This is a genomic window from Geobacillus sp. Y412MC52, from assembly GCF_000174795.2.
In the GTDB taxonomy this organism is placed as follows: domain Bacteria; phylum Bacillota; class Bacilli; order Bacillales; family Anoxybacillaceae; genus Geobacillus; species Geobacillus thermoleovorans.
Window position 1 is genome coordinate 622,989 of sequence record NC_014915.1, and the last position, 11,824, is coordinate 634,812.

Annotated in this window: 14 protein-coding genes; 10 read left to right on the forward strand and 4 right to left on the reverse strand. The window is 52.5% G+C overall.

The features are described from left to right. The first annotated feature begins 5 nt into the window (after positions 1–5). Positions 6–530 (forward strand): tryptophan transporter, encoded by a 525-nt coding sequence (locus GYMC52_RS03220; RefSeq protein ID WP_011230154.1) that lies wholly within the window; start codon positions 6–8, stop codon positions 528–530. A 94-nt stretch (positions 531–624) separates the two neighbouring features. Here the strand turns inward: GYMC52_RS03220 and GYMC52_RS03225 are convergent, their stop codons facing one another. Then, positions 625–813, reverse strand: a complete 189-nt coding sequence (locus tag GYMC52_RS03225; protein ID WP_013146234.1) for a hypothetical protein — start codon at positions 811–813, stop codon at positions 625–627. A 154-nt stretch (positions 814–967) separates the two neighbouring features. Between GYMC52_RS03225 and GYMC52_RS03230 the strand changes: the two genes are divergently transcribed. After that, entirely contained in the window at positions 968–1,573 is a 606-nt protein-coding gene (locus GYMC52_RS03230) for an HTH-type transcriptional regulator Hpr (RefSeq protein ID WP_171011198.1), read from the forward strand. On the opposite strand, the gene GYMC52_RS03235 is transcribed toward GYMC52_RS03230, so the two are convergent. Continuing rightward, positions 1,566–1,907: a YhaI family protein gene (locus tag GYMC52_RS03235; protein ID WP_011230157.1), complete on the reverse strand. Its 342-nt coding sequence runs from the start codon at positions 1,905–1,907 to the stop codon at positions 1,566–1,568. The two genes, GYMC52_RS03230 and GYMC52_RS03235, sit on opposite strands and share 8 nt — an antisense overlap. 191 nt (positions 1,908–2,098) lie before the next feature. Between GYMC52_RS03235 and GYMC52_RS03240 the strand changes: the two genes are divergently transcribed. After that, complete coding sequence (locus tag GYMC52_RS03240; protein WP_011230158.1) at positions 2,099–2,278, forward strand: hypothetical protein; 180 nt, start codon at positions 2,099–2,101, stop codon at positions 2,276–2,278. 141 nt (positions 2,279–2,419) lie between these two features. On the opposite strand, the gene GYMC52_RS18375 is transcribed toward GYMC52_RS03240, so the two are convergent. Further along, positions 2,420–2,509, reverse strand: coding sequence for a YjcZ family sporulation protein (locus GYMC52_RS18375; RefSeq protein WP_021322511.1), 90 nt, complete (start codon positions 2,507–2,509; stop codon positions 2,420–2,422). Between the two features lie 255 nt (positions 2,510–2,764). Between GYMC52_RS18375 and GYMC52_RS03245 the strand changes: the two genes are divergently transcribed. Further along, positions 2,765–3,610: a peptidylprolyl isomerase gene (locus tag GYMC52_RS03245; protein ID WP_013146230.1), complete on the forward strand. Its 846-nt coding sequence runs from the start codon at positions 2,765–2,767 to the stop codon at positions 3,608–3,610. Positions 3,611–3,689: 79 nt separating this feature from the next. Here GYMC52_RS03245 and GYMC52_RS03250 read toward each other — a convergent pair whose 3' ends face one another. Beyond that, positions 3,690–4,112 (reverse strand): HIT family protein, encoded by a 423-nt coding sequence (locus GYMC52_RS03250; RefSeq protein WP_014194996.1) that lies wholly within the window; start codon positions 4,110–4,112, stop codon positions 3,690–3,692. 466 nt (positions 4,113–4,578) lie between these two features. Between GYMC52_RS03250 and GYMC52_RS03255 the strand changes: the two genes are divergently transcribed. The 6 genes from GYMC52_RS03255 (at position 4,579) to hemY (ending at position 11,714) form a co-directional block, all read left to right on the forward strand. Then, positions 4,579–5,316 (forward strand): ABC transporter ATP-binding protein, encoded by a 738-nt coding sequence (locus GYMC52_RS03255; protein WP_013523059.1) that lies wholly within the window; start codon positions 4,579–4,581, stop codon positions 5,314–5,316. Continuing rightward, positions 5,313–6,527, forward strand: a complete 1,215-nt coding sequence (locus GYMC52_RS03260; protein ID WP_013523060.1) for an ABC transporter permease — start codon at positions 5,313–5,315, stop codon at positions 6,525–6,527. The genes GYMC52_RS03255 and GYMC52_RS03260 overlap by 4 nt, the downstream gene beginning before the upstream one ends. A gap of 143 nt (positions 6,528–6,670) precedes the next feature. Beyond that, a complete protein-coding gene (locus GYMC52_RS03265; protein ID WP_013523061.1) occupies positions 6,671–8,071 on the forward strand; it encodes a hypothetical protein in 1,401 nt (466 codons plus the stop codon). A 206-nt stretch (positions 8,072–8,277) separates the two neighbouring features. Further along, positions 8,278–9,315: a uroporphyrinogen decarboxylase gene (hemE, locus tag GYMC52_RS03270; protein ID WP_013523062.1), complete on the forward strand. Its 1,038-nt coding sequence runs from the start codon at positions 8,278–8,280 to the stop codon at positions 9,313–9,315. A gap of 16 nt (positions 9,316–9,331) precedes the next feature. Further along, a complete protein-coding gene (gene hemH / locus GYMC52_RS03275) occupies positions 9,332–10,282 on the forward strand; it encodes a ferrochelatase (protein ID WP_013523063.1) in 951 nt (316 codons plus the stop codon). Further along, positions 10,275–11,714, forward strand: coding sequence for a protoporphyrinogen oxidase (gene hemY, locus GYMC52_RS03280; protein WP_013523064.1), 1,440 nt, complete (start codon positions 10,275–10,277; stop codon positions 11,712–11,714). The genes hemH and hemY overlap by 8 nt, the downstream gene beginning before the upstream one ends. Positions 11,715–11,824: the final 110 nt, after the last annotated feature.

The following is an 11,824-nucleotide window of genomic DNA, read 5'->3' on the forward strand; positions in this document are numbered from 1 at the left end:
TGAGCATGAATGTGAGAGCATTAGTATCGATGGCGCTGTTAGTCGGAATCGGAGCCGTGTTGCACGCGGTCATTCCGGGGTTGTTTTTCGGAATGAAGCCGGATATGATGCTGGCGATGATGTTTTTGGCGATTTTGCTTTTTCCAAACGTCAAAGCGGTCGGCCTTGTCGGCGTCGTCACTGGCTTGATCTCAGCCATGACGACGACGTTCCCGGGCGGACAGCTGCCGAATATGATCGATAAGATCATCACCGCCTTTGTCGTGTTTGCCCTAGCGACTTTGATGAAAGCATACAGCCAAACGGTCATTGGGGCTTCAGTGCTGGCGGCAGTCGGCACGGTCATTTCCGGCGGGGTGTTTTTGGCTGCGGCGCTCTTGCTTGTCGGGTTGCCGGGCGGAGCGACGTTTTCGGCGCTGTTTGTCACCATCGTGCTGCCGACAGCGGCGTTGAACGCAGTGGCGATGGCCATCATCTATCCGATCGCATCGTCGATTTTCCGACGGATGAACGTTACAGCGCACGTGTAGACGGCGAAAAACCCGATCATTGCTGGTCGGGTTTTTTGCTATCAAAGAGAGAGTAGGAAAAAAATACTTATGCTCCATTTGTTTTTAACGCGTATTAGACATAGCTGAGAAGCCAAGCGGTGAGCAAGCAAATGAACGCTATTCCAATATAGCGCAAAGTCCGTTCTTTCAGCAATGCTTTCGGCGGGTACGCCCGCGCTTTCCATAAGGCGAAAAATGCGTTTATAAAAAGACAGAAAAATAAGAATCCGACAGCGATAAGCAGCCATTGTATATACACCATGGCATTCTCCTCCTGTATGCGCCAAGCGCCTTATGCTTACTACTATGAATATGCAAAAAAAATCATAAAAATAAATACTTTTGTCTTTATTCCTTTTTGTTTTATTGATATAATGGAGAGTAAAAAATACGGTGAGGGAAGAGTGGGTGGAACGATGAAAGCGACAGAACAGCATTATTCCATCAAAGAGGCGATGTTATTCAGCCAACGAATTGCCCAGCTGAGCAAAGCGCTATGGAAATCGATTGAAAAAGATTGGCAGCGGTGGATCAAGCCGTTTGACTTGAACATTAACGAACATCACATTTTATGGATCGCCTACCACTTCAAAGGAGCCTCGATTTCGGAAATCGCCAAGTTCGGTGTGATGCATGTGTCGACGGCGTTCAACTTCTCAAAGAAATTAGAAGAAAAAGGATTGCTTTCGTTTTCCAAAAAACAGGATGACAAGCGCAATACGTACATTGAGTTGACGGAAAAAGGCGAAGAAGTGTTGATGAAGCTGATGGAGACGTATGACCCGACGAAAAATGCCGTTTTCAATGGGGCGTTGCCGTTGCGCGAGTTGTACGGAAAGTTTCCAGAAATTTTAGAAATGATGTGCATCGTCCGCAACATTTATGGCGATGATTTCATGGAAATTTTTGAGCGGTCGTTTGAAAACATTAAAGAAGATTTTATCGAGCAAGACGGCAAACTTGTCAAGCGAAAGCCGAAAACGGAAGAGCACGAGAAAGAATTGGCCAGCCAGGCTAACTGATGGTGCGAATGAGCGTTTTCAGCTCGGTCATCAGCGGGACAAACATTTGTTGGGCCAAAAGAGCGTCAACTGTCTGTTCCAGCGGAAGGTTCGGATGAAGCATCCCAGCAAACTGCACGAGCAGGGGAGTGAAAATCGTCAACCCTTCCGCTTTTTGCTGTTCGTATTGGTCGGCAAGCTCTTGGCAAAACGCCAAGAAGGCGTCGACTTCTTCTTTGGTCAAATCCGCGCGGATGATGAGGGAATAAAATGGTTTTTTCGTTTCGTCGATCATTTCCATCAGCAGAGACTGGTGAAATTCCAGCTTGGCCACTCGCTTTTCCAACGATTCCATATATCGTGCTCCTTTTGGTGACGAAAATGTGACCGTTTTTACGTATATTTTACCGAATTTGTGCGCATTCACCAATAGAAAAATCGGTTTGTGTCCGGAAAAAGAAAAATGATTGATTTCCCGCCATGAACGATGTAAAGTTAAAGCCATGGGCGGCGTTTGGCGAAGAATCAAAGAGGAGGGGAACAGTTTTGGTGCTTTATTTCATCCTCCTGGCGGTTACCGTCTTATTTTTTATCAACCAGCTCACACACTCGCTTTGCGCGCAGCGTGACATCCCGGAGGAGCAGCAGCCGGCGGTTTTTCGCACGATCAATGTCCTTATTACGATTTTATTAATCTCTTCTTACTTTGAAGTGTTGTTTACATAACTTTTCTCTCTTCTAACGGTTGATGCGGGGATTGTTATGTTTTCCTTTTGATGGAGCGAGTTCCATTGTCGTTGCCTCTCCCTTCGTTTCAAGGAAGGCGGCAAAAAAGGGTGCTCCTTTTGCGGGAGCACCCTCTTTCGTTTAGTAGATGACGCAGGCGCAGCCGACAATGATTAGCAAAATAAACAGCACAACAATCAACGCAAAGCCTCCGGAATAAGGTGCGCTCATCGTAACACCCCCTTTCGGCAAGAAGAAGCCTGTCGAGCGCTTCATCCTCATCATATGTATGGCAAGCGTGCATGTTATGGGCGGATGACTAAAGCGGAAAGAGGTTTTTTTTTCGTTGGAAATATGGTATAGTTATTGTCGTGGCTGAAGAGGCGAGCATGTTGTTTCTTGGGCGCGCTTGGGCGCCATTCGATCTGCGCCGCTTGAAAGCGTGGGAACATTCAATCGAAAAAAGATGTAGGAGTTGTGAAGCGAATGAAAAAATGGATGATGGCCGCTGCCGTCGTTTCGCTCATGGCTTTGTCGGCCTGCAGCAACGACGGTTCGGAAGCGATTGTGGAAACGAAAAACGGCAATATTACGAAAGACGAATTTTATAATGAGATGAAAGAGCGCGTCGGCAAATCCGTCCTTCGTGATTTGATTGACGAAAAAGTGTTGAGCAAAAAATACAAGGTAACCGATGAAGAGATCGACCGCGAAATCGAACGAATCAAGGAAGCGTATGGAACGCAATATGATTTGGCCGTGCAGCAGAACGGAGAAAAAGTGATCCGCGAAATGGTCAAGCTCGATTTGCTGCGGACGAAAGCGGCCGTTGAAGACATAAAAGTGACGGAGAAAGAGCTGAAGGAGTATTATGACAACTACAAGCCGAAAATTCGCGCCAGCCATATTTTGGTCAAAGATGAAAAAACAGCAAAAGAAGTAAAGGCGAAGCTTGATAAAGGCGAGGATTTCGCCAAGTTGGCCAAAGAATACTCCCAAGATCCAGGTTCGGCGTCCAACGGCGGCGATTTAGGCTGGTTTGGCCCAGGGAAAATGGTCAAGGAGTTTGAAGAAGCCGCCTATAAGCTGAAAGTCGGCGAAGTGAGCGATCCGGTGAAAACGGATTACGGCTACCATATCATTAAAGTGACGGACAAAGAAAAGAAAAAGTCGTTCAACGAAATGAAAGACGAAATTGCGTTTGAAGTCAAACGGAACAAGCTTGATCCTGCGACGATGCAGTCAAAAGTGGACAAACTGGTGAAAGATGCCGGTGTTGAGATCAAAGACAAAGATTTGCAAGATGTGATCGGGCAGCAAGGAAAACAGTAAAAAAAACGGAAGCGGAACATCCCTGCTTCCGTTTTTTTTATTTGTGGGCTTGACCTTTCTGCTGTTCAACAACGGGAGATCAGCCGAGCTGTTCGCGAATGGCGGCCGCGATCGCCTGCAGGTCAGCGGGCGTATAGTCGCTTGCATGCGACTTCCAGACCGCGCCAAACCCATCCCCTTTGCCGTAGCGTGGAATGAGGTGAAGATGGTAATGGAACACTGTCTGCCCCGCTTGCTCGCCATTGTTGTTCAATAAGTTGAGCCCGACCGGGGAAAATGCTCGCCTGAGTGCATTGGCAATCGTCGGCACTGCCCGAAACAGTTGGCCGGCCGCCTCCGACGTGAGGGTGAAAATGTTTTCCGTATGTACTTTCGGGATGACAAGCGTATGCCCTTTTGTCACTTGGCTGATGTCCAAAAACGCGAGCACATGGTCGTCTTCGTACACTTTCGCCGCAGGCAATTCGCCGTTAATGATTTTGCAAAAAATGCAATCGCTCACTGTGGTCACCCTTTCCTTCCTATTTTCTTCATTTTACCATAAAAAAACCGGGATGTAATCCCGCAACGCAGGTTACATCCCGGTTGGTGAAAAGGGGAGAGGATGATTCAAGCAAATGTGCGTTTGATGAACACCCCATTTGCAGCAAAAGTTGGTTCGGCGTGAGCGCTTCCTTTGTTCAACGTGACCATCCCCTTTGGACAGGCTCGTTGCTTCCCAGCAACGAATGCGATGGTCGCCTCCTAGGAACGTTTACAACGTTTTGCGGCTCACAACGGTGTCTTTGACGAACACCCCATTTCGGATGGATCGTTCATCAACTTTTTGATTCCTCATCCCCTCTTCGCTATTTATCATGCCCGGCTTGAGTGAGTTTATGCAAAAGAACGGTGTGATCTTTTTTTGGTAAGCGAGGCTATAGTTTGGTACAATGGGGACAAAGGCCAGAACGGAAAGGGAGCGGACGATGACGCTTTTAGAAGTGAAGGATCTATCCGGAGGCTACACGGCGCAAAACGTGCTTGAAGACGTGACGTTTGCGGTCGACCGCGGCGAAATGGTCGCCTTGATCGGCCTAAATGGAGCCGGCAAAAGCACGACGATCAAACATATTATCGGCTTGATGGAACCGCGCCGCGGCGCGATTTCCATTAACGGCTATCGGCTTGCGGACGGGCCGGAAACGTATCGAAGGCAGTTTGCTTATATCCCGGAAACGCCGGTGTTGTATGAAGAATTGACGCTTGAGGAACATTTGCGTCTAGCGGCGATGGCGTACGGGTTGAGCGAAGCAGAGTATGAACGCCGCCTTCCGCCGCTGCTTCGCGAGTTTCGATTGGAGCGGCGGCTTTCCTCGTTTCCGGCTCATTTTTCGAAAGGAATGAAGCAAAAAGTCATGATTGTATGCGCCTTTTTGCTTGAACCGCCGCTTTATATCATCGATGAGCCGTTTCTCGGCCTCGATCCGCTTGCCATTCACGCCCTGCTTGAGCGAATGAATGAACAGAAAGCGAAGGGGGCGGGCATTTTGCTGTCGACGCACATTTTGGCGACGGCAGAGCGGTATTGCGACTCATTCGTTATTTTGCACAACGGCCGCGTCAAAGCCAAAGGGACGCTCGATGACATTCGCCGCCAGTTCGGGCTGCGGGGGGCGTCGCTTGATGAACTGTACGTCGAATTGACAAAGGACGATGCGCCATGATTGACGCCCGCCGTCTTTGGAAGCAGCGTTTCCAAGCGGAATGGCGAAAACGGATCCGCTACTTGCGCTATATGTTCAACGACCATTTGCTCGTCGGTTTGATCATTGTGCTTGGCGGCATAGCGGTGATGTACGAGCGCTTTGCGGCGGCGCTTCCTGACTCGTTTCCGTATCCGGCTATTGCGGCGGTCGTGTTCGGCTGGGCGGCGGCCGCTGGATCAGTGCGCACCTTGTTCCGCGAGGCGGATGCGGTGTTTTTGTTGCCGGCGGAAGAACGGCTGGGTCCGTATATTCAGCGGGCGTTTTTCGTCTCATGGTTATGGCAGGCGTACGGCCTTTCTTTGCTTTTGCTGTTGGCGGGTCCACTGCATGCTCGCTTTTCCCCGGTGTCATGGCCGCTTTTTTTGTTCGGTCTTTTCTGCTTCAAAGGATGGAGCTTATGGGCCAGTTGGCAAGGAAGCTACATCGCCGATCCGTCTTTTCATCGCTTTGGCGCATTTACCCGTTTCAGCCTAGCGGCGGTGTTCGTTTATTTGGTGCTGGTTGCGGCCCCATGGCCATTTTTTGTCGTTTTGGTTGGTTTGATGGCCGTTCTGTCCATCTATTTGTCACGGTTGACGATAGGGAAAACATGGAAATGGGAACGGATCATCGCGGAAGAACGGCGAGCGGCCACGGCGTTTTACCGGCTGGCCAACTTGTTTACCGACGTTCCGGAATGGCGGGAGGCGGCGAAGCGGCGGCGCTGGCTTGATCCGCTGCTCGCTTTGATACCGTACGACGAGCGGCATGTGTTTTTTCATTTGTATGCCCGCACGTTTTTGCGCACCGGCGGGTATGCTGGTCTGTATGTCCGCCTCACCGCCATTGGAAGCGTCATGCTGGCTGTGATCGATCACCAATACGGGCGGGCGGCCATCGCATTTTTGTTTCTTTACGCGACCGCTGTTCAATTGGCCGCGCTGCCTTCCCATCATCGCTATTCGCTATGGCCGCGGCTGTACCCGTTGCCGCAGGCGCAACCGGATGCTGCGGCGGTTCGGTTGCTTTCCATTCTGCTGATTGGGCAAAATACGGTATTCCATCTCGTACTGTTGGCTGTTTCCCCGCGCCTTCTTTGGCTCGCCACTTGGCTTGGCGGAAACATATGGGGGCTTTGGACGGCAGGGCGGTACGTGCGCCTGCAGCGTGGGCAGAAAGCCGGACGCTAGCGATGGTTGCGCCGGCTTTTTTCTTTTGGCGTGAGACGATGCGAGCTTTCACACCTTTTTTCCCGCTTCATATGCTGTAGTACGCTGGCCTGGGCGCATGTCCAGCAGTCAGGCTGGAAGTTGGGAAGAAAGGGGAATGGTTCATGGGTGTAGAGCTTGTAGCGCTGCACTGGATTTACTTGCTGTTCATCGTGCTCATTATTGGGTTTATGGTCGCCCGCAAAGATACATCACTCATTTGCATTGCCGGCATCTTTTTGTTGGCGGCGGTCGCTACCCATTCGTTGAGCGCGGCGGTCAGCGGAGTGTTTAACAGCTTTATTTACGCCATTACGGAGCTATTGCCGACGATTTTAGTCATCTCCATTATTGTGGCGATGAGCAAAGTGTTGTCGGCCACCGGCATCAATGATGTCATGGTTTCGCCGTTTGTCCGTTTCATTCGTACGCCAGCTTGGGCGTATTGGACGATCGGAATTTTGATGATGATCATTTCTTGGTTTTTCTGGCCGTCCCCAGCTGTTGCTCTCATGGGGGCAGTTCTGTTGCCGGCAGCGGTCCGGGTGGGTTTGCCGGCGTTGGGAGCGGCGATGGCGATGAACTTGTTCGGGCATGGCATCGCGCTTTCCGGCGATTTTATCATCCAAGGGGCGCCGAAATTAACGGCCGATGCCGCCGGGCTGCCGGTCGGCGATGTCATCGCTGCCAGTGTGCCGCTTGTTTTTGTCATGGGGGCCGTCACAACGGTCACCGCGTTTTGCTTGCTGCGCCGTGACATGAAGCGAGGGCGCCTGGCAAGCGGGGAGGCGGAAATGGCTGCAACGGTCGATTCGACGCTGGAGAAAACAGGCCATTTACTGACGGGACAAACGAAAAAATGGCTTGCGCTGTTGATTCCGATTTTGTTCGCCCTTGATGTCATCGCGATGTTTTATTTGCGGTTGCAAGGCGGGGAAGCGACCGCCTTGGTCGGTGGGACGGCGATTTTCATTTTGATTCTCATCTCCGTTCTCGCCCATCGGCAAGAAAGTTTTGCGGAAGTGACCAATTACTTTATTGAAGGGTTTCAGTTTGGGTTTAAAGTGTTCGGCCCTGTTATTCCGATCGCCGCGTTTTTCTATCTTGGCGATGCGGGGTTTGTGAAAATCATCGGCGACTATTTGCCGCAGGCATCGCAAGGCATCGTCAACGATTTAGGGATTGCCTTGGCTCATGCGGTGTCGCTGAACAATGAGGTGGGGGCGGTTACGCTCACGATCGTCGGGGCGATTACTGGTCTTGACGGCTCCGGGTTTTCCGGCATCTCGCTCGCCGGTTCGATCGCCCATTTGTTTTCTGTAGCGATCGGCGGCGGAGCGGCAACGTTGACGGCGCTCGGCCAAATCGCCGCCATTTGGGTCGGCGGCGGCACGCTCGTTCCGTGGGCGCTCATTCCAGCGGCAGCGATCTGCGGGGTTGACCCGTTTGAGCTGGCGCGCCGCAACCTCATTCCTGTTGCTGTCGGCTTGGTGGTTACGACCGTTGTCGCCATGTTTCTCATCTGAACAGAAAGCTGTCCCGTGCGGCCGGGGCAGCTTTTTTGCTATAATGGGCATGGACTTAAAAATCGGTCGATTTTTTGACAGTTCGCCTTCTTCTCTATACATTGGGTACGGAAAGCTGTATAGTGAAAAGGAGATAGGCAACGTTTAAAGATGAAGAAAAACGCGAAACCATTGACGGGATTGTGAGGAAAGAAAGGCGGATGGAGATGGCTAGACAGATCAACGATACATTTTTGCGCGCCTGCCGCGGCGAACAAACATCGTACGTGCCGGTTTGGTATATGCGGCAAGCCGGACGGTCGCAGCCGGAGTATCGGGCGCTGAAAGAAAAATATTCGCTGTTTGAAATTACGCATCAACCGGAGCTTTGCGCGTACGTCACGAGACTCCCCGTTGAGCAATATGGCGTCGATGCCGCCATTTTATATAAAGACATTATGACACCGCTGCCGGCCATTGGCGTGGACGTCGAGATTCAGGGCGGCGTCGGGCCGGTGATCGCGAATCCGATTTGCTCGCTTCAAGACGTCGAGCGGCTTGGGGAGATTGATCCAGAACATGATGTGCCGTATGTGTTTGAAACGATCCGGCTCCTTGTCAACGAACAGTTGGATGTGCCGCTCATCGGGTTTGCCGGGGCGCCGTTTACGTTGGCGAGCTACATGATTGAAGGCGGTCCGTCAAAAAATTATCATAAGACGAAAGCGTTCATGTATGCTGAACCGAAAGCGTGGTTCGCCTTAATGGACAAGCTCGCTGAGATGACGATCCGTTATGTGCGGGCGCAAATTCGGGCAGGGGCAAGCGCTGTGCAAATTTTTGATTCTTGGGTTGGCGCCGTTAATGCTGACGATTACCGGACGTTTATCAAGCCGGCGATGGCGCGCATTTTTGCCGCTTTGCGGGAAGAAGGGGCTCCGCTCATTATGTTTGGCGTCGGCGCCAGTCACTTAGTGCATGAGTGGAACGACTTGCCGCTTGATGTCATCGGCCTTGACTGGCGGCTGTCGATTCGCGAAGCGCGCCGCCAAGGCATTGCGAAAGCGATTCAAGGCAACTTGGATCCGGCGGTGCTTCTTGCGCCGTGGGACGTGATCGAAGAACGGGTGAAGCGCATTTTGGACGAAGGAATGGAACGGCCGGGCTACATCTTCAACTTAGGCCACGGCATTTTTCCGGATGTTCAGCCGGCGACACTGAAGCGTTTGACCGCTTTTATCCACGAATATACGTCAACGAACTAAACGAGGGGGTGGCACAATGGTGAAAAAAACAGTGGGGCTGCTCGTGATGGCGTACGGAACGCCGTACCGGGAAGATGATATTGAACGGTATTATACGCACATTCGCCATGGGCGCAAGCCGCCGCAGGAACAAATCGACGATTTAAAAGCGCGCTACCGGGCGATCGGCGGGTTGTCGCCGCTTGCGAAAATTACGGAAGAGCAGGCGAAACGGCTCGAGGAGCGGCTGAACGAAGTGCAAGATGAAGTCGAGTTTCGCATGTATTTAGGGCTCAAACATATTGAGCCGTTCATTGAGGATGCCGTCGAGCGCATGCATGATGACGGCATCAAAGAAGCGGTTGGGATCGTCCTAGCCCCTCATTATTCCACATTCAGCATTCGCTCGTACAATGAGCGGGCGAAAGCGGCAGCGGAAAAGCTCGGCGGACCGACCATTTACACGATTGATCAATGGTATGACGAGCCGAAGTTTTTGCAATATTGGGCAGAACAAGTGCGGGCGATTTTTGCCGCCATGCCGGAACGTGAGCGGGAGCGAGCTGTGCTGATCGTATCCGCACATAGTTTGCCGGAAAAAATTATTCAAGCCGGTGACCCGTATCCAACGCAGCTCGAAGATACAGCGAAACGAATTGCTGATCAAGCCGGCGTCGCCCACTATGCCGTCGGCTGGCAAAGCGCCGGTCAGACGCCGGAACCATGGCTTGGGCCGGACGTGCAAGACTTGACGCGCCAGCTTTACGAAGAGCGCGGCTATACGTCGTTCGTTTACGCGCCGGTCGGTTTTGTCGCCGACCATTTGGAAGTGTTGTATGACAACGACATTGAGTGCAAACAGGTGACGGAAGAGATCGGCGCCCGCTATTACCGACCGGAGATGCCCAACACGAATCCATTGTTTATTGATGCATTGGCGTCGGTTGTGTTAAAGCGGTGGGCGGAAGAAGGCGATCGACATGAATGAAGGGCAACGGACGGTCGTCATCATCGGCGGCGGCATTACCGGCTTGACGGCTGCTTACTACTTGCAAAAAGCGATTCGAGAGCAACGCCTCCCACTTGCATGCAAACTTGTCGAGGCGACGCACCGGCTCGGCGGAAAAGTGCAGACGGTCGTCCGCGACGGTTTTGTCATTGAACGCGGTCCAGACTCGTTTTTGGCGCGGAAAACGAGCGCGTTTCGCCTTGTGAAGGAAGTCGGCCTTGAACATGAGATCGTTCATAACGCGACCGGAACATCGTACATTTTGGTCAACGGCAAACTCTATCCAATTCCGGGCGGAGCGGTGATGGGCATTCCGACGCGCATCGCCCCGTTTTTAACGACCGGACTGTTTTCCCCGGCCGGCAAGCTGCGGGCGGCGCTTGACTTTGTGCTGCCGCCGGTGAAAGTCGATGGTGATATGCCGCTTGGCCGCTTCTTCCGCCGCCGCCTCGGCGATGAGGTGGTGGACAATCTCATCGAACCGCTGCTTTCCGGCATTTACGCCGGCGACATTGATGAGATGAGCCTAATGGCGACGTTTCCACAGTTTTTTCAGCTTGAGCAAAAATACGGAAGCCTTGTCCGTGGAGCGAGACGAACGACGCCGAAAGAGCAAAAAGAGCGGAAAGGGGCGTTCCAGACGTTAAAAACGGGCTTGCAGTCGCTCGTTGATGAAGTGGAAAAACGGCTTGAGCCGGGCAGCGTCATCAAAGGGGTGCGTGTCGAGCGGATCGTTCGCACCGATTCGGCGTATCGGCTGCAACTGAGCACAGGAGATGTGTGGGGGGCAGACGGCATCATCGTGACAACGCCGCATCATGTTGTGCCCGACATGTTTGCTGACTATCCGTTTTTCGCCCCGTTCCGTTCAGTGCCGCTGACGTCGGTGGCGACGGTGGCGCTCGCATTTCCGGAGGAGGCGATCCGCCAAGACATTGACGGCACCGGGTTTGTCGTTTCGCGCCGCAGCGATTACACGATGACAGCGTGCACATGGACGCATAAAAAATGGCCGCACACGGCGCCGCCTGGCAAGGCGCTCTTGCGCTGCTACGTCGGGCGCCCGGGCGATGAGGAGATCGTCGACCAACCTGATGATGAGATCGTCCGTGTTGTATTGGATGATTTAAATAAAGTGATGAACATCGCCGGCCAACCGGAGTTCGCCGTCATCTCGCGCTGGAAGCGGGCCATGCCGCAATACACGGTCGGGCACCGCGAGCGGCTGGCGCACATTAAACGGCAGATGGGCGATGCGCTGCCGGGGGTGTTTTTGGCCGGCAGCTCATACGAAGGGCTCGGATTGCCGGATTGCATTGACCAAGGCGAAAAAGCGGTGCGTGACGTGCTTCTGTATTTGCAGCAAGCGCCAGTTCAACAGACGTCCGATCTGTACAGCAGCGTCCGTTAACCAACGGTTTTCCAACGCCCTGGTCCGTTCGCCGCTCACATTTGGACGTCGGTGCGGCCGCCCGCCGTTTGAAGCGAAAAGCAGCGGATGGCTGTTTGTCTCTTTTGGTT

Bases quoted from the DNA above. Each gene is read 5' to 3' on its own strand.
- GYMC52_RS03220 (WP_011230154.1), top strand. From the start codon at position 6: ATGAATGTGAGAGCATTAGTATCGATGGCGCTGTTAGTCGGAATCGGA.
- GYMC52_RS03225 (WP_013146234.1), bottom strand. From the start codon at position 813: ATGGTGTATATACAATGGCTGCTTATCGCTGTCGGATTCTTATTTTTC.
- GYMC52_RS03230 (WP_171011198.1), top strand. From the start codon at position 968: ATGAAAGCGACAGAACAGCATTATTCCATCAAAGAGGCGATGTTATTC.
- GYMC52_RS03235 (WP_011230157.1), bottom strand. From the start codon at position 1,907: ATGGAATCGTTGGAAAAGCGAGTGGCCAAGCTGGAATTTCACCAGTCT.
- GYMC52_RS18375 (WP_021322511.1), bottom strand. From the start codon at position 2,509: ATGAGCGCACCTTATTCCGGAGGCTTTGCGTTGATTGTTGTGCTGTTT.
- GYMC52_RS03245 (WP_013146230.1), top strand. From the start codon at position 2,765: ATGAAAAAATGGATGATGGCCGCTGCCGTCGTTTCGCTCATGGCTTTG.
- GYMC52_RS03255 (WP_013523059.1), top strand. From the start codon at position 4,579: ATGACGCTTTTAGAAGTGAAGGATCTATCCGGAGGCTACACGGCGCAA.
- GYMC52_RS03260 (WP_013523060.1), top strand. From the start codon at position 5,313: ATGATTGACGCCCGCCGTCTTTGGAAGCAGCGTTTCCAAGCGGAATGG.
- GYMC52_RS03265 (WP_013523061.1), top strand. From the start codon at position 6,671: ATGGGTGTAGAGCTTGTAGCGCTGCACTGGATTTACTTGCTGTTCATC.
- hemE (WP_013523062.1), top strand. From the start codon at position 8,278: ATGGCTAGACAGATCAACGATACATTTTTGCGCGCCTGCCGCGGCGAA.
- hemH (WP_013523063.1), top strand. From the start codon at position 9,332: ATGGTGAAAAAAACAGTGGGGCTGCTCGTGATGGCGTACGGAACGCCG.
- hemY (WP_013523064.1), top strand. From the start codon at position 10,275: ATGAATGAAGGGCAACGGACGGTCGTCATCATCGGCGGCGGCATTACC.